18 protein-coding genes and 1 tRNA gene are annotated in these 21,345 nt (G+C 46.1%); 16 read left to right on the top strand and 3 right to left on the bottom strand.

Going from position 1 to position 21,345, the window contains the following annotated elements:
• The first annotated feature begins 227 nt into the window (after positions 1–227).
• The 7 genes from VC28_RS08890 to VC28_RS08855 all read left to right on the top strand — a co-directional run bounded on the left by VC28_RS08890 (position 228) and on the right by VC28_RS08855 (position 5,922).
• Positions 228–303: transfer RNA gene (locus tag VC28_RS08890), tRNA-Lys, on the top strand.
• A gap of 287 nt (positions 304–590) precedes the next feature.
• Positions 591–1,646, top strand: coding sequence for a quinolinate synthase NadA (gene nadA / locus VC28_RS08880; RefSeq protein ID WP_049630330.1), 1,056 nt, complete (start codon positions 591–593; stop codon positions 1,644–1,646).
• 138 nt (positions 1,647–1,784) lie between these two features.
• Positions 1,785–2,657: a 4-hydroxy-tetrahydrodipicolinate synthase gene (gene dapA, locus VC28_RS08875; RefSeq protein ID WP_049630329.1), complete on the top strand. Its 873-nt coding sequence runs from the start codon at positions 1,785–1,787 to the stop codon at positions 2,655–2,657.
• Positions 2,658–2,693: 36 nt separating this feature from the next.
• On the top strand, positions 2,694–3,914 hold the full coding sequence (gene bamC / locus VC28_RS08870) for an outer membrane protein assembly factor BamC (RefSeq protein WP_231591683.1): 1,221 nt from the start codon (positions 2,694–2,696) through the stop codon (positions 3,912–3,914).
• Entirely contained in the window at positions 3,915–4,685 is a 771-nt protein-coding gene (locus VC28_RS08865; protein WP_049630328.1) for an MBL fold metallo-hydrolase, read from the top strand.
• Positions 4,686–4,726: 41 nt separating this feature from the next.
• Positions 4,727–5,437 (top strand): phosphoribosylaminoimidazolesuccinocarboxamide synthase, encoded by a 711-nt coding sequence (gene purC, locus VC28_RS08860; protein WP_049630327.1) that lies wholly within the window; start codon positions 4,727–4,729, stop codon positions 5,435–5,437.
• 209 nt (positions 5,438–5,646) lie between these two features.
• Positions 5,647–5,922, top strand: coding sequence for a PilZ domain-containing protein (locus VC28_RS08855; RefSeq protein ID WP_049630326.1), 276 nt, complete (start codon positions 5,647–5,649; stop codon positions 5,920–5,922).
• A 14-nt stretch (positions 5,923–5,936) separates the two neighbouring features.
• On the opposite strand, the gene VC28_RS08850 is transcribed toward VC28_RS08855, so the two are convergent.
• The gene (locus VC28_RS08850; RefSeq protein WP_231591682.1) at positions 5,937–6,455 is read right to left on the bottom strand and encodes a leucine-rich repeat domain-containing protein; all 519 of its coding nucleotides are present in this window, start codon (positions 6,453–6,455) and stop codon (positions 5,937–5,939) included.
• A gap of 188 nt (positions 6,456–6,643) precedes the next feature.
• On the opposite strand from VC28_RS08850, the gene VC28_RS08845 reads away from it, so the two are divergent.
• The 5 genes from VC28_RS08845 (at position 6,644) to VC28_RS08825 (ending at position 11,176) form a co-directional block, all read left to right on the top strand.
• Positions 6,644–7,297: a YiaD family glycine zipper/OmpA-like lipoprotein gene (locus VC28_RS08845; RefSeq protein ID WP_049630325.1), complete on the top strand. Its 654-nt coding sequence runs from the start codon at positions 6,644–6,646 to the stop codon at positions 7,295–7,297.
• A gap of 227 nt (positions 7,298–7,524) precedes the next feature.
• The gene (locus VC28_RS08840; protein ID WP_082191465.1) at positions 7,525–7,938 is read left to right on the top strand and encodes a BlaI/MecI/CopY family transcriptional regulator; all 414 of its coding nucleotides are present in this window, start codon (positions 7,525–7,527) and stop codon (positions 7,936–7,938) included.
• A 55-nt stretch (positions 7,939–7,993) separates the two neighbouring features.
• Positions 7,994–9,538 carry a M56 family metallopeptidase gene (locus tag VC28_RS19290; RefSeq protein WP_082191464.1) on the top strand — a complete coding sequence of 515 codons (1,545 nt, stop codon included), beginning with the start codon at positions 7,994–7,996 and terminating at the stop codon, positions 9,536–9,538.
• A gap of 82 nt (positions 9,539–9,620) precedes the next feature.
• Positions 9,621–10,280 carry an energy transducer TonB gene (locus VC28_RS08830; protein ID WP_049630324.1) on the top strand — a complete coding sequence of 220 codons (660 nt, stop codon included), beginning with the start codon at positions 9,621–9,623 and terminating at the stop codon, positions 10,278–10,280.
• A 59-nt stretch (positions 10,281–10,339) separates the two neighbouring features.
• The gene (locus VC28_RS08825; RefSeq protein WP_049630323.1) at positions 10,340–11,176 is read left to right on the top strand and encodes a class I SAM-dependent methyltransferase; all 837 of its coding nucleotides are present in this window, start codon (positions 10,340–10,342) and stop codon (positions 11,174–11,176) included.
• Between the two features lie 6 nt (positions 11,177–11,182).
• Here the strand turns inward: VC28_RS08825 and hemN are convergent, their stop codons facing one another.
• The gene (gene hemN / locus VC28_RS08820; RefSeq protein ID WP_049630322.1) at positions 11,183–12,586 is read right to left on the bottom strand and encodes an oxygen-independent coproporphyrinogen III oxidase; all 1,404 of its coding nucleotides are present in this window, start codon (positions 12,584–12,586) and stop codon (positions 11,183–11,185) included.
• Between the two features lie 129 nt (positions 12,587–12,715).
• Between hemN and VC28_RS08815 the strand changes: the two genes are divergently transcribed.
• The 3 genes from VC28_RS08815 to VC28_RS08805 all read left to right on the top strand — a co-directional run bounded on the left by VC28_RS08815 (position 12,716) and on the right by VC28_RS08805 (position 16,184).
• Positions 12,716–13,366: a 2OG-Fe(II) oxygenase gene (locus VC28_RS08815; protein WP_082191462.1), complete on the top strand. Its 651-nt coding sequence runs from the start codon at positions 12,716–12,718 to the stop codon at positions 13,364–13,366.
• Between the two features lie 394 nt (positions 13,367–13,760).
• Entirely contained in the window at positions 13,761–15,206 is a 1,446-nt protein-coding gene (locus VC28_RS08810) for a circularly permuted type 2 ATP-grasp protein (RefSeq protein ID WP_049632272.1), read from the top strand.
• A gap of 3 nt (positions 15,207–15,209) precedes the next feature.
• Complete coding sequence (locus VC28_RS08805) at positions 15,210–16,184, top strand: alpha-E domain-containing protein (RefSeq protein ID WP_049630321.1); 975 nt, start codon at positions 15,210–15,212, stop codon at positions 16,182–16,184.
• 225 nt (positions 16,185–16,409) lie between these two features.
• Here VC28_RS08805 and VC28_RS08800 read toward each other — a convergent pair whose 3' ends face one another.
• Complete coding sequence (locus VC28_RS08800; RefSeq protein ID WP_049630320.1) at positions 16,410–16,973, bottom strand: hypothetical protein; 564 nt, start codon at positions 16,971–16,973, stop codon at positions 16,410–16,412.
• An 852-nt stretch (positions 16,974–17,825) separates the two neighbouring features.
• On the opposite strand from VC28_RS08800, the gene VC28_RS08795 reads away from it, so the two are divergent.
• The gene (locus tag VC28_RS08795; protein ID WP_049632271.1) at positions 17,826–21,200 is read left to right on the top strand and encodes a cellulose-binding domain-containing protein; all 3,375 of its coding nucleotides are present in this window, start codon (positions 17,826–17,828) and stop codon (positions 21,198–21,200) included.
• The last annotated feature ends 145 nt before the right edge of the window (positions 21,201–21,345 follow it).

Below are 21,345 nucleotides of genomic sequence, written 5' to 3'. Positions count from 1 at the left end.
CGAGCCGACTTAAAGAATAGGTTAAATTTGGTGCCGTTGTCGCAAAAGTTTCAATGTGGCCCAAAAAGCTCTGCAGAATCTTCTTTGTATCGAGTGCGCTGTTGATAAAGCTACCAAAAAGCTTCTTTAATAACCAATAATTATTTGGGATCTGTAGCGTCTGCAAGAATTAGTAAAAAATGCTTGTCTTTTCAGTCCAAAACATTATTATACGCGCCTCGCATTTGGGGTCGTTAGCTCAGTCGGTAGAGCAGTTGGCTTTTAACCAATTGGTCGCTGGTTCGAATCCAGCACGACCCACCATTTATCTGGTGGTACTTCAAAAATAGTAAATGCGAACCCTGTTGTTGGACAAATCAGTCGGTAGAGCAGTTGGCTTTTAACCAATTGGTCGCTGGTTCGAATCCAGCACGACCCACCACATAGAAATGCAAAAAAGGGCGCTTAACAAAGCGCCCTTTTTTATTGGACAAAATAATTGATTCTTGCGAAGTCCCAAATTTAACCGCCAATCCAGAGTTTGCTCTGTGATAAAATTTGGCGCAAATGTACTGCTCGCCAAAGCGAGTTGGTTTTAGTGAGGCGATGATATGTCCGAGTTTGTGAATCTTGCTGTGCGCGATCTCGCTGCTGAAGATCTCGTTAAACAACATCTGGCGCGAGTCTGGAGTGCGCCTCAATACACTCCTGAGCAAGAATCTGAATACAAGTTGCGCATTAAATCATTGCTCAAACAGCACAATGCAGTATTGGTTGCTCACTATTACACCGATCCCCTGATACAAGCGCTTGCCGAAGAGACGGGTGGTTGTGTGTCTGACTCTTTGGAGATGGCTCGTTTTGGAAAAAATCACCCTGCCGACACCCTCATTGTTGCCGGTGTTAAATTCATGGGTGAAACCGCCAAAATCCTCACACCTGAAAAGCGTGTACTTATGCCGACCCTGGAGGCGACATGCTCGCTGGATTTGGGGTGTCCTATTGATGAGTTTTCTGCGTTTTGCGACCAGCACCCTGATCGCACTGTCGTGGTTTATGCCAACACGTCCGCCGCGGTAAAAGCGCGTGCCGATTGGGTCGTGACTTCGAGTATTGCGCTGGATGTGGTTGACTATCTGGATCGCCAAGGTAAAAAAATTCTGTGGGCACCCGATAAACATCTTGGTGCTTATGTTCAGCAAAAAACCGGAGCTGATGTTCTGTTGTGGGACGGCGCTTGCATTGTGCACGAAGAGTTTAAGGCGAAGGGAGTGGAGGATCTCAAGATTCTTTATCCCGATGCTGCAGTGCTGGTGCACCCTGAGTCGCCCAAAGCGGTAGTAGAATTGGCTGATGTGGTTGGTTCAACATCACAGTTGATCAAAGCGGCGCAGACTTTACCAAACCGGGAGTTCATCGTGGCAACTGACCAAGGCATTTTCTACAAAATGCAACAGGTCAATCCTGACAAAACTTTCCACATCGCCCCAACGGCGGGTAGCGGCGCAACTTGTCGCTCTTGCGCCAACTGCCCCTGGATGGCAATGAATGTATTGGATAATCTGGCAAGTGTGTTTGAACGGACGGATAACGAAATCCATGTTGACCCTGACCTGGGTAAGCGAGCGATGATTCCGTTACAACGAATGCTGGATTTTAAAAAATAAGTATTGCTGCTGGTGATTGATAGTGTTTTGCTTGTTTCGTCTGGCACCACTCAGTACCATGTCGCCTTTCGTATTTGGTCAATTCAATTCCCCCAACTTTAAAACGCTACTTTATTTCGCTAGCTAACGGAGCTCCCGATGATTCAAGGCAGTATGGTTGCCCTGGTAACCCCGATGAATGCAGATAATTCCCTCGATTGGGCGAGTTTGCATAAGTTGGTGGACTGGCATCTGGAGCAGGGCACTCATGCAATTGTTGCCGTGGGTACCACCGGCGAATCGCCCACGTTGAATGTTGATGAACATCTGGCAGTAATCAAGAAAGTAGTTGATCAGGTGAATGGTCGTATTCCGGTAATCGCGGGTACAGGCGCTAACTCTACTGCAGAGGCGGTTGAGTGGACCCAAGCAGCCAAAGATATTGGTGCTGATGCCTGTCTGCTGGTAACTCCTTATTACAACAAGCCCACTCAGGAAGGCTTGGTGTTACACCATACTCATATTGCGCGCGCCGTCGCCATTCCCCAAATCCTCTACAATGTGCCCGGCCGCACGGGCGTGGATATGAAGCCTGAAACGGCACTTCGTTTGGCTAAAGTGCCTAACATTGTTGGGATCAAAGAGGCAACGGGTGATCTTGAGCGCGCTAAAGTACTGATCGAGCAAGCCCCATCCAGCTTTGCAGTTATCTCGGGTGATGATGCAACAGCCGCTGATTTAATTCTTTTAGGGGGTAAAGGGGATATTTCTGTCACGGCGAATGTCGTACCTGCTGCCATTGCGCGTATGTGCGAATTGGCTCTGGCAGGTAATGCAAATGAAGCGCGCGCAATTAACGAGCGTTTATTGCCTTTGCATACGGCTATGTTTGTTGAATCCAACCCGATTCCGGTGAAGTGGGCCCTTGAACATATGGGGATGATCCAATCGGGTATTCGCCTGCCACTGACACGCTTGTCAGAGCAGTATCACCAACAGCTTAAATCAGCGATGCAGCTCGCCGGGGTCTGAAAGAACCTTGGGTTGCATGTTGTCACGAGATGATTCATGAGTCCGATTAACGCAATGACCATAACAACAAAACCATTTTTGTCTATCAATATTAAGCGTCCATTATGGACCCTGCTAGTTGCCACTTTGGGGGTTTCTCTATCGGGGTGCGGCATGTTTTTTGGCGATGAGGGAGTTTTTCGTAATCGCGAAGGTGATTATTTAAAAGCCGATAATATTCCTCCGCTTGTGTTACCCGCAGGGACAAAATCAGAAACCATGGGTGAGTTGTATCCAATTCCACCGATTACTGCGACTGACTTTGGCTTTGACCCCAGTGCGGACGACTACGAAGTACCGCGGCCTATGCCCTTATCGGCAAACCTTGAACAGGAAAACGTCAAAATACAGCGAGTAGGCAATGAAAGCTGGATTTTGCTGAATGCGGCACCTGGCGAGGTCTGGCCACGAATCCGTAATTTCCTTAATGTGAATGCTTTGGCTGTTAGCAAAGCCGATATTGGTAAAGGCATCATCGAGACCAGTTGGTTGCAATTCAAGACGGATCTATCAACTTATGACCGTTATCGTTTGCAGATCGATCAAGGTGTACAGCCTGAGACTACTGAAATCCACATCACCCATATGAGCGTTCCGGTTGCTGAAAAACCAACTCCTACTATGGGGTGGCCGCGTCGTTCAGTTAATCCAGAGCGTGAAAAGTGGATGTTGGATGAGCTTGCTGCAACCTTGGCAAGTGAAACAGCTGAAGGTGGAACATCATTACTCGCGCAGGCGATTGGTGGCTCGGTAAAAGCAAATCTGGGTGTGTTGGGTAACGAGCCATTGATGACCATCAAGCTTGATCGTCAGCGCGCCTTTGCAACTCTGACATATGCAGCCAAACGCGATGGTTTTACCACGTTTGCCCAGGATATCGATGCAGGTCTCTATTACGTCCATTACATAAATCCGGAAGATGCTAAGCCGGGCTGGCTCAAACGCTTGTTCCGCATTGGTTTGGAACCTAAAGCCCCAACTACGCCCTACTCATTGGAGCAAATCAAAACCAATATGCTGACCGGTGATGCCTTTGAAAAAGCGCCACGCTCTGATCGTGACGAAGAAAAAGCATTACCTGATGCCCCGGGTTATTTAATAGTCGTAACGGGAAGCAACAACAATTTCGTTGTCCGCATCCGTGATCCGTACGGCAAACGCTTGAGCCCTCATGAGGCTCGTGAGTTATTAACCGTGCTGCGCAGAAACCTGATCTAAATGGCAAGCCCCCTGCGCTTTGCATCCCTTGGGAGTGGCAGTCGCGGTAATTCAACGCTGATTGAGTGGGCCGCAGGAACACTTTTGATTGATTGCGGATTCAGTGTCAAAGAAGCCAATCAGCGGCTTGAGCGATTAGGGAAATGTGCAGAAGATCTGACTGCGATATTGGTAACCCATGAGCATACTGACCACATCAAAGGCGTTGCGGCTATGGCTCGGCGCTATGGTTTACCGGTCTATATGACACCGGGGACCTGGCAGAGTAGGGATCTGGGTGAACTACCGGATTTGCGATTAATCGAGGCCTATACCCCTTTTGTGCTCAACGATTTAAATGTCGTTCCTGTGGCTGTACCGCATGATGCACGCGAACCTGCGCAATTTGTTTTTGAATACGAAGGGTTGCGATTGGGGGTGCTGACGGATTTGGGAAGTATTACCTCCCATGTAGAAACGCATTATCAGGATTTGGATGCGATGGTGCTTGAAGCTAATCATGATCCTTTTATGTTGGCATCCGGGCCTTATCCTCCATCGTTAAAACAACGTGTCGGCGGGCTCTGGGGGCACTTGAGCAATCAGCAAGCTGCCGGGTTTTTACAGCGGCTCAATTGTGCGCGGCTGCAGCATTTGGTGGTGGCGCACATCAGTCAACAAAATAATTCGCTGGAGCTTGCGCAGGCGGCTTTGGCATCGGTCACGGCAGAGGTCAAACAAGTGACTTTTGCCTGCCAAAACCAGGGGTTTGACTGGTTGTCGGTTACTTAACTACAAGTTTAATTTTTTACTTTCGAATAGCAGGCCAATCAATGGAAAAGCGCGAACAACTCTACGCAGGCAAAGCCAAATCCATCTATAAAACTGACGATCCTGATCTGTTGATCATGTTGTTCCGCAATGATACGTCCGCCTTTGATGGCAAACGAATCGAACAATTGGATCGCAAGGGCATGGTGAACAATAAGTTCAATGCATTCATTATGGGTAAGTTGCAGGAAGCGGGTATCCCGACGCATTTCGTCAAGTTGGTATCCGATACAGAATCCCTGGTGAAAACGATGGAAATGATTCCGGTAGAGTGCGTTGTGCGCAATCTAGCGGCAGGCTCGTTGGTGCGTCGCTTGGGAGTTCAGGAAGGTATGGATTTGAATCCGCCTACGTTTGAACTCTTTCTTAAAAACGATGCTTTGGGCGACCCAATGGTCAATGAATCACATGTGCAGTCATTTGGCTGGGCTACACCGGAACAATTGGCTCGCATGAAAGAGCTGACCTTCAAAATCAACGCAGTACTTAAGGATTTATTTGCAGCAGGCAATATGCTGTTGGTGGATTTCAAAGTGGAATTTGGTCTGCATAAAGGCGAAGTGATTCTCGGTGATGAGTTTTCACCAGATGGCTGCCGTTTATGGGATAAAGATACACGTGAAAAGCTGGATAAAGACCGTTTCCGCCAAAATCTGGGCAATGTGGTCGAGTCTTACGAAATGGTTGGTCAGCGCCTTGGTTTGACGTTCTAAGGATACTGTTCAGGCATTAGAAAATGGGGGCTTAGAGCCCCCTTTTCATTTGCGCGTTAAATTCACTTTTTGCTGACAGTCTCTTCTTAACAGATGCGGAAGGTGATTTTTGTCCAATCCTATCTATACTCAGCAATATTCGTGAATGAATTATCACGCGCAACAATAAACAAATGAATAAACGGCAAGTTACTAATGGAGAACTCACAGTGAATGAACGCCGCGTTTTTGAGCGTACATCAACCTCTGTACGGGTTGAAATGTCGCATCCCAGCTTCGGAACGATTATTGGATTTGCTAAAGATATTTCTGATGGTGGTGCGCAAGTCCAAATAGAAAATCAGGTCTGTCCACCTGTAGGAACAGAAGTTTCGGTGAAGTTTAAAAAAGCCGTCGGCGCTATCAATGCTGACCCGGTGCGTATGCGTGTGGTGCACCAACTCCGTAACACGATAGGTTTGATGTTTGTTCGGGGCGCTAGCTAACGCGCCCATATTACTTACAAACACTGTGTCGGCAATGCCAATTCGAGTTTTTGGCTGTTCAAATTTCGTGATAATTGCTTTAAATCCTTGCATCCCATTTGTGGATTGTTTGTTACATCCAGGTGTTTCAAATGCAATAAATGCAGCAGCGGTGCTGCATTGTTGATTTTGTTATTTCCCAGCATTAATTTCTCCAAGCGCCCTAACTGGCCAATGGTATCTATAGCAACTAGCTGATTATTGGCCAAATTAAGTTCTTTTAATGCAAAAAAAGTTTCCAGCCCTGAAAGTGATGTAATGCCTGCATCGCTACAGTCCAATCGTTTCAAATCTTCCGCTTTGGTGATGTGTTGATCGTAAATGGTTTGTTCAACACAATCGTGTAATTTTGAGTCTGCCAATTGGTAATTTTTGAATATTGAAGGTGGTGTATAAACAATATTTTCATTCACACTCACTGAATAATTTTTACAGCCCGTCATTAAAAAACTGACGATAAGACCACAAAAAACAAAAGGAAATTTGTTATACATAGTGAGTTTTCTCAGGTTGATTTCATAAGTGTTTAATATAAGCACTTTAATAAGGTTCGGGTTGCACAGCAATCATTGGATTTGAAATTCAGTATTTATTCAGTTCTGCTATTTAACAATTCCCATTAAGTTGTTGTCTGTTAAGTTGACACGATGTTTTTTACTTTTGTTCCACAGGAGAGTCCAACATGAAATATATCATTGCATTATTATTTTCCATGAGCTTGATCGCTTGTACCACTACAGACCCTTATACCGGTGAACAAAAGACCAGTAAAACTGTTAAAGGTGCCGGTATTGGCGCTGTTGCAGGTGCGGTATTGGGTGCTGCTACTGGCGATAATAAAAAAGATCGTCGTGATCGTGCGTTAAAAGGCGCTGTTCTGGGTGGTGTGATTGGTGGCGGCGTCGGCAATTATATGGATCGCCAAGAGGCCAAACTGCGTGCTGAATTGCAAGGTACTGGCGTGCAGGTTCAACGTGATGGCAATAATTTAACCCTGATTATGCCGGGTAATATTACGTTTGCATCCAATAGTGCTGACATTCGTTCCGACTTTTTCGATGTGTTGAACTCAGTTGCAAAAGTGTTAGCCGAGTTTAACCAAACCTCCATTCGCGTAACCGGGCATACAGACTCTACCGGCGGCGACAAAATCAACCAGCCGCTGAGTGAGCGCCGCGCTGACAGCGTAGCCATGTATTTACGAAGCCAGAAAGTGAGCAGTGCACGTATCCAATCATATGGTTATGGTTCACGTTACCCGATCGCAAGCAACGATACTCCAAGTGGTCGCGAACAAAACCGCCGTGTTGAGCTGGAACTAATTCCTAACGAGTAAGCGTTATTTGAGTCATCTGAAGCCGCCAAGCATTGCTTGGCGGCTTTTTTATTGTCTTAAATTTCAAGTGGTTAAGAAGGTGTGCTAATTTTTTAGCATATTTTGCTTGACCATTGTGATGTGAGTGCTACTTTATTAGCATGGTGCTAAAAAATTAGCAGGTGGGATGGGAAAGCTTTGGCAACCCAATTACCAGATGAGTACATTTTTAATGAATGGTGATAACAATGACGTTAGATGATTTGGACAAAAGTGCAGCCGCGCAACTGAGCCGACGTGAAAGACAAATTATGGATGCCTTATTTGAAGCGGGTGAGCTATCAGCACAGGATGTTCGCGCCGCAATTCCGGATGCACCTAGCTATTCAGCCGTTCGTGCGCTACTGGCCAAATTGGTTGAGAAAAAAATAGTTGATTTTCGCGAGGATGGCCCTCGTTATATTTATTTTCCGGTAGTCGCCGCAGAAGAGGCGCGTACATCGGCGTTACAAAAATTGTTAAAAACTTTTTTTGGTGGATCGACCGCAGCGGCAGTTAATGCACTGTTGGGTATGAACCGGGAAAAATTGAGCGAGGCAGAGGTACAGCAGCTGCAGCAGGCGATTGATGAGGCCGCGCGCGATATCCAATTACCAAAATAAAAATACCGGCTCCAATAAAAACATCATATTCAATAACAGTACTGGAAGGTGGTAAATGAATACCCAACTAATGGCCAGCTTCATTATCTCCGGACTAATAAAGCCGATTATTTTATTGCTTGTCATTAGCGCGTTATGGTGGTTGTTGCGTAAACGTTCCGCATCCTTGCAACACTTTGTACTAAGCCTTGGTGTAATCAGCGTGCTTTTGTTGGGGGTGCTTACTATTGGATTAAGCGATGGCTCAATTTCGTTGTTCCCTGCCTTTGCGTCGGTTTTTCAAGTGCCTGTGTCCTGGCTGGATGCGATGAATAGCTGGCTCGGCAATCATTCATCAATGCATGAATTTTTAATACTAACCGCAATTTATTTTCTGCCTGCCAGTACCTTGATTTTTTATTTGCTTTTGGGGATTGGTGGGCTCTGGTGGCAAACACGCCAAGCTGAGCCTGTTAAATCACAAGAGTTGATTGCGCAGTTAAATGCACTCAGTGAGTTAGTTGGCATACAACGTCCCATTAAACTTGTGATAGATCGCGAGATAAATTCTCCGCAAACCTGGGGGCTTTTCCACCCGGTTATCATGTTACCTCGTGCAGCTTTAGTTTGGGATGAAGACAAGCAAATCAGTGCGCTTATTCATGAGCTTGGGCACATTGCCCGTTGGGATTGGTTGACATTATTGTTGGTAAAAATAACTTGCGCATGCTTCTGGTTTTTAGCGCCCATCTGGTGGGTTGCCAGGCAAATTTATCAGCAGGCCGAAATCGCATGTGATGATTATATTTTTAAACTGCGTGATAAACATGTTGTTTACGCTAAAAATTTATTGGCAATTGCTGATACAAATGAATCAACTCACTCTTCAGAAAGTTTACATATGCGCGGCCAGTCTCCTATTTATTGGCGCATTATGGCGTTGCTTGATCAACAGCGTTCGCACCAGCCTGTTGCGATGGAGACGGCTCAGTACTGGGTTATTTGCAGTGTATTTTTATTAGTGTTTTGGGCCAGTGTACAGTTGCTGCCACTACAAGAGCAGCTGCGTCAGCGAAGTGATTTTTTGTTGGAAATTCAATGGCCGGAAATTGCAGAAAAGAAACTGGTTGATGATGATAAGGCTGTTGTTGTCGAGACTTTTAGTTGGGAATTACTGCAGCGGATTAAACCTGTTTTACAAGAATATCCCCATTGGGATGAGCAATTGGAAACAACACGGGTCACTGTCAGCAAGCCCACTAAACAAGAATTTTCCAGTGGACTCTCAGTGGAGCAGGTACGCCCTGATATTCCCCGTATTCAAATCCAAGGTTATTTGCCTGTCGATTTGGTTTCGCCGGAATATCCTGCAGTGGCGCTTCAAAAAGGAATAGAAGGTTGGGTACAAGTAGAGTTTTCTATAGGCATCGAAGGTGAAATTATTGAGCCGCGAATTATCGCCCATTCTCCCTCTGCAATATTTGATCGCAATGTGTTGGGTGCGATTAAAAAATCCCGCTATCGCCCGCAGATCATTGATGGACAAGCTGTGATTGTCCAAGGTGTTACCGAGACATACCATTTCCAATTGATACCCGCATCGTCTTTCTCTCGACGATAAATTTCACCCTGTATTCCCTGCTGTTTTTAATGGCCCTTACTCGGGCAGGGCCATGTTTTGCCCGAACATTGAGGATGTCATCATGAGTAAAGCAATAACCGCTAATCAATTCAATAAAACCGTTGCCGATCAAGAGGAGATAAGCGCGCTCGGCCGTATGTTTACAGGTTTGCCCTTAGGTATTTTGATGACCGCTTGTCTTCTTTGGATGATGCAGGCATTGGTCAATAACGAACAGCCAGTGGAAATAGTAGACGATACTCCGAAAATTCCGGTTGTTGTTATGGCAGGTCCTCCAACAATTGATACCAGAATGGATGAGCCACCTGTGCGTCCTGTTGAGGTAGAGCAGCCACCGAAAATCGCGATGGTTGAACCCATCGAAATTGATCCCGGTTCAACCGCGATAAATTTGGGTGGCCCGGTTGTGATAGAACAACCACCTATCGGTGTTGGAATAGCCGGTACAGGTCAAATGATTCCTTTCATTAAAGTACCGCCGCAATATCCACAATCGGCGTTGGCAAAAGGCGTGGAAGGTTATGTAGATGTTATGTTTGATGTAACGGAATTAGGCACTACCGATAATATTCGTGTTGTCGGGTTTCATCCATCGAGCGTATTTAATCGCAGCGTGTTAAAAGCAATTAAAAACTGGAAGTACAAGCCGAATGTGGTGGATGGCAATCCCGTCAGAACACCGGATGTGCGTGATCGCGTGACCTTTAAATTGGAAAAATAGTTGCGCTTACAAAGGCACAGTAGATAATAGCCGCTCTATTTACTGTGCCCTTGGTTGTTATGTCCTGCTCATCCAACATCGCTATTTTATGCAATGACTTATCACTCGACTCTGCGCGCGCTGCATGGGTTGAATCACTGGCATCACAGCTGCAAATTCCTTTGTTGCGCGACCAATCGCCAGACTTAATCACCAGCGCTGAATTCGTACTGCTTGTTGATGACGTGCGTGTAGTGTTGCAGCAAACCGGGCGCAAGGCTCCTGGCCCTATTCTGGTGGAGTTTACAGAAGGTTCGGTTGATCATCGCCGGAAATTTGGTGGTGGCAAAGGGCAGATGATTGCCAAAGCAGTCGGTATTAAATCGGGTTGTTACCCGCGTGTATTGGATGCAACCGCAGGTTTAGGTAAAGACAGTTTTGTATTGGCGAGTTTGGGCTGCCCCGTTACGCTGCTTGAGCGTTCACCGGTCGTGCAGATTTTATTGCAGGACGGATTGATGCGTGCGTTAGCGTTTGCACGTGAGCATGATCCTGAATTGTTAGTGGTGCTACAGCGTATGCAATTGATTACACAGGATAGCGGCGCGTATTTGGCTTCACTGGATACATCGGCATTTCCCGATGTGATTTATCTTGATCCAATGTTCCCGGAACGAAATAAAAGTGCCGATGTTAAAAAAGAAATGGCTGCGTTTCACGATGTTGTTGGTAAAGATGAGGATGCCGATTCACTATTACCGCTGGCGCTTGAGCATGTGAATTATCGTGTTGTTGTAAAGCGTCCACGTAAAGCACCGTTTCTCAATAATCAAACGCCTTCGTACCAATTGGAAGGAAAATCCAGCCGTTACGACATTTACACGATTAAAAAATTACCTGACCATCTTAATAATTAATGCCGGTCAAATAATTTTTGAATAGCGAATAGGCGATACCGTGCTCTGCTGTTTTTGCAGGTATTCATCAAATACCATGCAAATTCTGCGGATCAACAAGCGGCCTTTGTTATGGACATAAATGCCGCTGCTGTTAATACTCAATAATCCATCTTCACGCATAGGTTGTAGCTGGATAAGTTCTTTTTGAAAATGTGCTTGTGCATCAATTCCAAATTCGCGCATTACATCTGCAAATGCCAACTCAAAGTGGCAAATTAATTGGTTAATGACAAAGCGCCGGAGAATATCCTCCTGATTCAAACTAAAGCCTTTCATGATGGGCAGTAATCCCATATCCATTTTTTGCTGATAGGTGGTTAAGTCCTTTGCGTTTTGCACGTACACATTATCGATCATGCTTATGGACGACACGCCCAGCGCTAGTAAATCGCAATTGCCATGCGTCGAATATCCCTGAAAATTTCGCTGTAATTTTCCTTGTTGCTGTGCAATAGCAAGTGGGTCGCTGGGTTTGGCAAAGTGATCCATGCCGATATAAACGTAACCTGCCACTTGCAGAGTCTCAATCGCGTGTTGCAGCATATCCAGTTTTTCAGCGGGCGATGGCAGCTCGCTTTCGCTAATCATTTTTTGGCTTTTGAATAAATGTGGCATGTGCGCATAATTAAATAGCGATAAACGATCCGGCTCCAAATCAATCACTTTCTGCAAAGTATTGTGCAATGACTGTTGGTTTTGCAACGGCAAACCGTAGATCAAATCCATACTGATCGATTGGTATTGATGTTCACGCGTCGCGCGTGTCAGGTCTGCGACTTGCTCGTAAGTATTAAAGCGATTGACGGCGCGCTGCACATGCGGATCAAAATCTTGTACGCCCATGCTGATCCGGTTAAATCCCAGTTTGCGAAGATGTCGCAGTCTGTCAGGCGCTATTTGTCCCGGATGAATTTCAATTGAAAACTCGGCCGATTCATCATCAGCAAACGAAAATAAACGTCGGCTCGCGTTCATAAGTAATGACATTTCATCATCGCTAATAAAGGTAGGTGTACCTCCGCCCCAGTGTACTTGTTGCACTTGTTTACCCGGTTCAAATAAATCGGCGTAAAGCGATAATTCCTGGATCATGCGCTGGATATAAGGCAGCGCGCGGCTTTTGTTATGGGTGACAACTTTATTGCAGCCGCAGTAGTAACAAAGACTTTCACAAAACGGAATGTGAAAGTACAACGACAGCGGCCGGTGCGCGAGATTGCTGCGCACAATTGCACGGAACAGCGCAGACTGGCTAAATGCTTCGCGAAATTGTGGCGCAGTCGGGTAGGAGGTATACCGTGGCCCCGCCAAATCATAGCGGTGAATTAGCAGCGAGTCCCATTCAAGAGGTTGTTCAAAGTTGCGCATAACGCCTACCTGTTACTGTGGAGTCGTTATAGTAAAAACCAGCGCAGCCAAACGAATTGACATGGATCAAGCCTATAATGGCTAATCTGGTCAATCATGTAATCCTTTTTAAAATGAACGATGGTGTTTATGTCTAACAGCAGGTTTGATTCCCACAACAAGAGCCTTCTTGAAGCTACATCGTGCCTTGAAAAAAAGTACGATGAAATTGCCGATGCGCTCGCGGGCCCCGGGTTTATTATTCTGGACGGAGCCCTGCCGGACGCACTTACGCAAAGACTTATCGAGCTTATCAGTGGCAAAGATGGCCAGCTGAAACGTGCGGGTGTTGGTCGCAATGACGATTTCCAGCTCAATGACACTGTGCGTGGCGATGCTATTGAGTGGTTGGAAGCGGGCGAACCTGCTGTCACAGAATTTTTATCCGCCATGGATAAACTGCGCGCTGCACTCAACCAGCGTCTGTTTTTAGGGTTATGCGATTATGAGGCGCATTTTGCACGTTATAACCCCGGCGCTTTTTATAAGAAACACAGCGATGCATTTCGTGGAAAACCGGGCCGCAAAGTCTCCAGCGTGTTTTATTTAAATGCGGATTGGGATTTTGCAGCGGGTGGTGAATTGGTGCTCTATGATGAAGCAGGCACGGACGAGTTAGTCCGTGTTGCACCAGAATGCGGCAGGCTGGTGCTGTTTTTAAGTGAGGAATTTCCCCATGAGGTTCTTCCAGCGAGCCGTCCACGCCAAAGTATTGCAGGGTGGTTTCGGGTAAAGCCGTGAGCTCTTTAGGTGCGCGAAAATATTCAGCCTAAAGCAACAGAATTTTTAGGCGATAAATCCCTCGTGTCTCATAAATCGGCGGCTAACTGACCTTGCAAATACAGCGTGCGACTTGGGATCGCTAATTATTGTTAGCGTTGCCAGAGTGGAATGACCGGGATGTAACGGATAGTTGTGTTAGGTTTTGGAGTGCTCAAGTTAGTTGGCAATGCTTTTGCAAGATTAGGGGCGTAGCTCGCTGAAAGTCTTCCGGGAGTGGAGAAATGGAACCAGGGATGAATTTCAGTGAGCGCTATAACAACAAGACAACTAGAACCCGACGCTCAGAGAAACTCCTCTTTATAGAGACAATAAAGCGAGGCCGCGCATGCTTAAGGAAGTCACCATGAGTGAAATGAAAATTGATTGGCAGAATTATCATTCTGGCAATTTTTACGACGAATTAATTAGCTCGCCCGGCAACCCCCGTCCTGAAACCAAACACCTTGCGCAGTATCTGGCCTCTCTTTCCGGAGAAGAATTGCAAGAGCGAAAACTCTCTGCTGAGCTTGCAATCAAAACCATGGGTATTTCGTTTACGGTATATAGCGATGCAGGAAACATCGACCGTGAATGGCCATTCGATATTATTCCGCGCATCATCCCGCAACGTGAATGGCAAAAAACCGAGCGCGGTTTGATCCAACGATTAACGGCGCTGAATTTATTTATCAACGATATTTATAACGACCAGAAAATTATCAAAGATAAGGTTGTACCTTCTTATTTATTTGAGGATTCAGTCAACTTCCGCAAAGAATGCATCGGCATGAAACCCGCGTATGGTGTGTGGTCACATATTTGCGGTAGCGATTTAATTCGCGATAACAAAGGAGAGTTTTTTGTGTTGGAAGATAACCTGCGTGTGCCTTCCGGTGTATCTTACATGTTGGAAAACCGTAAAGTCACCAAGCGGGTTTTTCCAGAATTATTTGAAAACCACAACATAGTCCCAGTCACCGATTATCCCAATCAATTATTTGACACACTTGCATCGCTCTCGCCGCGTAAATCAGACCGCCCGGAAATTGTGGTGCTCACGCCAGGTATTTATAACTCTGCGTATTTCGAACATTCATACCTTGCGCAGCAAATGGGCGTTGAATTGGTTGAAGGTAATGATTTAGTGGTGGATAGCGATGACTGCGTTTACATGCGCAGTATTGATGGTTTGAAACGTGTGGATGTTATTTATCGCCGTATTGATGATTTATTCCTTGATCCTGAAATGTTTCATCCTGATTCAGTATTGGGCGTGCGCGGGCTCATGCGCGCATGGCTAAAAGGTAATGTCGCACTGGCCAATGCACCGGGTGCAGGTGTGGCAGATGATAAAGTCATCTATACCTACGTGCCAGACATGATCAAATATTATTTGGGTGAAGAGCCCATTCTGCCGAATGTTCCCAGTTATTTGTGTGTCGATAAAAAACAGTGCGATTACGTGTTGCAAAATCTCGATAAATTAGTAGTGAAACCTGCCAATGAATCGGGCGGTTACGGGATGATTATCGGCCCGCAAGCGAGCAAAAAAGAATTGGAAGAATTTGCTTTACGCATTAAAGCAAACCCGCGCAATTATATGGCGCAGCCATTAATTTCATTGTCAACGGCACCTATTCTCACAGAGGGTAATGCCGAGCCACGTCATATTGATTTGCGCCCATTTGTATTGCAAGGCAGAGATCACTGCGTAACACCCGGCGGTTTAACTCGCGTGGCAATGCGCAAGGGTTCTTATGTGGTGAACTCATCGCAAGGCGGTGGCAGTAAAGATACCTGGATTGTGGTGGAGGGCTAAATTATGTTGTCCCGTGTAGCTGAACGCATTTATTGGTTAGGGCGTTACATGGAACGCTGCGAAAATACAGCGCGCCTTGTGAATGTAAACTCGAATTTATTATTGGATTTGCCGAGTGGTGTGCGTGTGGGCTGGGGGTCGTTGATTGATATCAGTGGCACCGGCAGTTATTTTAAAAAAGATACCTTGAGTGCAGATGAAAAAACCGTTGTGCATTTTATGCTGGCGGATAAAGACAACCCTGCATCTTTAATTAACTCATTGAGCTTTGCACGGGAAAATTCGCGTATCACGCGTGAAATTATGCCCATGGAAGCATGGGAATTAATTAATGATTTGTATCATTACATCCGCGACCGCGCCGAAAAAGTCACCTCGCGTCGCGACCGTAGTATTATGTTGCTGCATGTGATTAGCAGCGTACAGCAATTTACCGGGCTTTTGGCGGGCTGTATGAGTCACAACAATGCTTACGATTTAATCCGTATTGGGCGCAACCTTGAACGCGCCGATATGAGTACGCGTATTGTCGATGTCGGCTTGGTCAATTTATTGCCGCATTTGTCGATTGGTGGAACGGAAGTACTGGAGCCTTACGACAACATTCTTTGGATGAGTGTACTGCGTTCTTTAAGCGCATACCAAATGTATCGCCAACACGTGCGCGACCGGGTAAATGCCAACGCAGTGGTGAGCTTTTTATTGCAGAACGAGGATTTTCCGCGCGCCGTATCCCACTGCTTAAAACAGTTGGAGCAGTGTTTATGGGCTTTGCCGAATAGCGAAAAAGTATTAGCCGCGATTGTGAACATCCAGCATAAATTAGATGAAGCGGATTTGGACAGGTTATTGCAATCAGGCTTGCACGAGTACATTGATGAGCTGCAATTGGAGATCGGTAACTTGCATTTCAAAATTGCAGAAACCTGGTTTCTTCCCAGTGTGATGGTGCAATCACAGGAGCAAAAATCTGCATAATTGCTTTTGTATTGCCTGATTATTGTTTTGTCTTGCGTGTTGTCTCTCTGAGACCTCTGGCCCGTTATGCGGGCCTTTTTTATTATGCGGGCCTTTTTTATTATGCGGGCGTTTTTTATTATGGTTGTTAGCTGGTTTTTGAAACTGTTATCTAATTCAACAACTGTTGTTTTCAATTAAAAAGGGCGCATTTTTAGTGCGCCCTTTAACCTGAAAAAATCCGGTTTATTTAATCATCAATACAGCATCAGGCTTTTTACCTTTGGCTGGAATAAGTGATCTGGCTGTTGCCATAGAGTCAGAACATTCCGGTTTGAAGTTTGCGACATTTTTATTGGTTGCTTTTGGCACTTCTTCGGTCAGTATTTCCGTCGTGTTGCCGTCATCATCAAGGTCGCCAACGTCGGGTAATTTGAGCGTCAGCTTATTGTTAGTCACGTAAGCTTCAACATTGATTGTATTGACTGTTCCAAATTTAAAAGTATTTTTCTCTACGTGAGTAAAATCAAATCCGGAATCAATCCAGTAACAATTTCCCCATTCATCATAGGTATCGCCCGCGTAATCATAAAAGGTGCCTTTTCCATCGCTGGCGATATGTAAATAAAGCTCGTCGCGCACACCCGGAGAAACCTCTTCCGACAGATCCCACAATCCGGCAATCGCGGCTGTCCCATACTGCGTGCTGCCAAATACGCCGCCGCCTCCATTACCGCTTCCACCACCACTACTACCACCGCCGCCACAAGCCGCCAGTAAAAACAGGCTGCCATAAACCATTTTTTTCATAATCCCAAGCTCCATTAATGAGTGGTGAAATCCAATGTTAGTCTTATGCAAAAAGTGCCGTACAAGCCAGCAAATGTGCGGGCGTGATCTTAGCATAATGGCTGATAATCCCCCAGAACTTAAAGCATGGTATGAATACGGGCAAGGCAATGGTTTTGAAAAAATATATGGCGATAGATGTTGGTTTTTTTAAGGCAGTTTTTCTATTTTCGGCTATTAATATCAGCAATGTTCAGCATTGAATAAGCGCGCAACAAACTGGATAAAATTATATAAATAGCGAGCATGATGAAAATAACTTTCAGCCTCATCAAATAATCACCAAGGCTGTTTCCATTGGTTACACATCGCAGTCGCGTTGATAGCGGCATATTGACGCAGGGCTTTACAAAACTTGACAACGTTGTCCAATGGGCGTAGTTTGGGATTCTCAAGTACTCAGTTCTGAGTGTTTTCTTGTTAGTTGGTTATCGATGTTTGTTGGAATGCTTTTGTTGGAATAGCTGTTGGGAACTACAGCGCTGGGTTACAACAAGGGAATAATAAAAAATCTAACGAATGACGGGTTAATCACTGAATAGTCCGCTGATCATTATTTTATTTGAGTGAAAACTCAGAGCGATATTCTATTGCCTGAAATAAATAGTATTGCTCAATATAAATAATGCATTACGTCTGCTGCAGTATTGTTAAGCCCTTTTCTTTTAGAGCGGGATTCCGTTGGCGTTTATTGGTGTCGGAATCACCGTTGTAGTGCGTGTGTGTAAATCAAGTTTAATAAAAATTACCCCAATGACAGGGGAGGGTGTTTTATTGCCCGGAGAAAATGAAATCAATCACGAGGGGAAAATAATGAAAATAATTTCAAAGTTGATGTTGGTGTCATCAGCAGGATTATTGTGGTCAACCACAGCCCACGCTTATGACTGTAGCCAACTGGCGCAGTATGTAAATGGTTCCGCTTATACAACAGGTGCGTTGGTAAAGAATGTCAACAAAGCCTACCGTTGTACGGTGGGCGGTTGGTGTTCGATTGGTGGCCCTTATGAACCGGGCGTAGGTTGGGCGGCGAGCAATGCGTGGACTGATTTGGGTTCGTGCGATGCGGTCGTCACGTCAAGTAGCGTTGCACCTTCCAGTGTGTCATCCAGCAGCGTAGCACCATCCAGTGTTTCATCAAGCAGTGTGGCTCCTTCCAGTAAGTCGAGCAGCGTAGCGCCTTCCAGTATTTCGTCTAGCAGCTCGTCGGTTTCAACCGGTGTGTGTGCGGGCATTAATGTTTACCCGAATTGGACTCAAAAAGATTGGGCGGGTAATCCTTCTTACGCTGCCGGTGGCGACCAAATGCAACACCAAGGTGTTGCTTATCGGGCAAATTGGTGGACACAAAGCGTTCCGGGTAGCGATGGCTCCTGGACATTTGTGCAAAATTGTACGGGCACAGGTAGTAGCTCGGTTGCGCCATCGAGCGTTTCGTCGGTGAGCAGTAGCAGATCAAGTGCTTCCAGTGTGAGTGTGACTAGCAGTTCAAGAAGCTCTTCCAGTTCAATCACTCCGTCGTCTTCATCTGCGCCTTCTTCCTCATCTGTGCCTTCTTCTTCGTCTGCTCCTTCCAGTGTGAGCGTGGCGATTACCGGTTATTTCCCGGTGCGCGCAAATCCCGTGAGCTTGAAAGTAAAAGGTTGGCCAAGTGATTTGGCGATGGGTTCTTTCACCGATAACAACACCGCATCCAACGATGCGCTTGCTGCATCCGGTGTGGATTCTGTTTTCAATAACGAAGGTAATGGCACTGGCGACCGTGGACAAGTGATTGCACCCACTGTTACCAACAATACTATTGTGCAAGCGCGTGATATTGAACGCGTAGGCGGTGGTTCTGTGTTGCCGGTGATCGGTGTTGCAACGGCAGATGCAACCGGTATTGGTGCGGATGATATTTTGAATTCCGCCAATATGGTTAAGCATTTCCAAAATCTGATTCGCGTTGCGGCAACTTTACAGGCGAGTAAAGATTCATCGCATCCGAACCCTGGTGCAATCGTGCTCAACGCTGGTTTATTAGCGCAATGGCAAGCGAACCAAAATGGCAGCTTCAAAACGGCATTCGGTAGTCAAGGTGCCTGGGTGGCGATTGATGTCAAACAAGCGGTGAAAGATGCGTTAACTAATGATGCGAATTTTGTTATCGGCAGCCAATCTCTATCGGCAATTTACAATTTGAATAATGTGAAAGCCGAAGTGGATAGCGCATTGCAAAACAACATCACCGGTTGGGTGCAAGCACACAATTTGTTGATTAAACGTTTGAGTCCGGATGTGTCTTTCGGTTGGGTTGCTGGCGTATCAAGCCCTGGTAATAACACCTGGGTGCATACCGATTTTGATGGTTTGCAAGATGTCTGGAACGCAGCGGCTTTCTCTGTATCCACCTTTGCCAATAGCATCGGTGCTTACACCACGAATAGTTATCGCCCGGATTTCTTCGCGTTCGATACCTCGGCTGACGATGGTTTGTCACCTTCTGCGCGCGGTGCTTATGCTTACGGTGCAAGACAGTGGGAAAATTATTTGAACTACGTGCGTCAGGTGACAGATTCATTATCAATCCCCGCCATGCTGTGGCAAATTCCTGGTAGTCACTTGGCGAGCGTGAGTGAATCGACTGGCAGTTACAATCTGGCAAATGATTCAGGCACCGCCGGTACCTATTTCATGGGCGATAAGAGTATTGGAAAAACCATCAGCAATGTGCGCAGTGATGTGTTGAGCATTCCGCTGAATTCATCGGTGTACACAGGCGCAAGCAGTGTGAATGCATTGTTGCAGCAAACGCCGTACGACTGGGGTATTTCCGGATTGCGTCGCGCCGCATACAGCAATGTGTTTGCGATTATGTGGGGTAGCAAAACCGGCGTAGGTGTTGTTCCAACTGCAAACAGTGCAACCGATAACGGTTGGTTGAAAAATAAAATCGCTGCTAATAAAGCCAATGGTGGTATGCCACTGTACGGCTCAGGCCAATTAACCACTGCAAGTGCGATCACCACCATCGCGCAGTTGAATAGCGATTTGGCGAGTGTTGAAAATGCCATGAATAATCAGGCATTCCTCTACACCACACCATCTAATGGCAAAGAACCTTCCAGCATTTACAAGTGGGCGGATTTCTTGATGGCATTAAATGCAATGCACAATGTGGGTGTAGGGCCAACCAAATATTGGTTAATTGATCCAACAAAAGACAATGCAACCAATATCAAATACGCCAAGGTGGCAATTGCAGCGTTCCTTTCACAAAGTATGAAAGAAACCATCCAATACGATGCGTGCGATGAAAATAACTGGTCGATCAATACTGGCGACCCAGTGAACTATCCAATCTCTGCGTCATGCGGTCAGTTGCAACAAGATTATGCGTCCTACGGCCAAGACCCAATTACTGGCCGCGACAATCCATACTCTTGCCCACGCGATCCAAAAATGGAAATCACAGCGAATACCAACGCAAAATGGTACGGCGCTCCAGGCCCATTATTCACTGCGCCTGATCGTGTATTGGCGAAGAAAGGTTTGCTCGTGAATGGCAGTGTTGGCTACTGGGATTACAGCGCATGGTTCCCTGCAGTCACCACCGTGGATAAATCTGCACAAGCCTATTTGCGTGAAGAAGGTAAAGTCTATGACGGCCAAAAAGCCGGTAAGTTTGTGTGGAATGGCAGTGCAGGTAAGAGCATTGAAGGTTGTGGTTGGTGGGGTCGCGGTGTTATCCAAACCACTGGTCGTTTGAACTTTGGTAAGTTGAACCACTTCCTCGGCCGCAGTCATGTTGATCCTGCTTATGCTGGCCAAGTGATCGACGGTGTTCCAGTAACTCCGGCACCGGCGCAACCGCTGTACGCCGATATGGATCTTTGCTCCAACCCGCAATTGGTGTGTTCATCAACCGAGCACGGTGAAATTAAATGGATCGCCGGTTTGTTCTTCTGGATGAACGAAGTGCAAGGCTATAACGACCCGGCGTACAACTGGGATTACTACGCACGCCTGAAAGCTTACGTTGACGGTGGATTAAAAGGCGATGCGTTTATCAACGAGATCTCCGGCATTGTAAACCGCGGCTGTCCGGCAGCTACCTGCCCAATCAGCGGCGCAGTAGATGGCTTGGCCGACAGAAAAGCCAACTTCGTGAAAGTGCTGCAAATCATGGGCTTGAATCCGCAATAAGATTAACGCCTGCTAAAAAACAGTCTTTTAACAAAACGCTGTTGTAAAAATAAAAAACCCGGCTCACAAGGCCGGGTTTTTTATTTCCGTCAATCGTTATATTTGCATCGTGATGATAAATTTGCCGGATGCGACCATTGAAAAA

It is taken from the genome of Cellvibrio sp. pealriver (assembly GCF_001183545.1).
GTDB lineage: Bacteria > Pseudomonadota > Gammaproteobacteria > Pseudomonadales > Cellvibrionaceae > Cellvibrio.
Note: the sequence above shows the minus strand (reverse complement) of the source record. Positions and strands in the feature narration are given on the sequence as shown.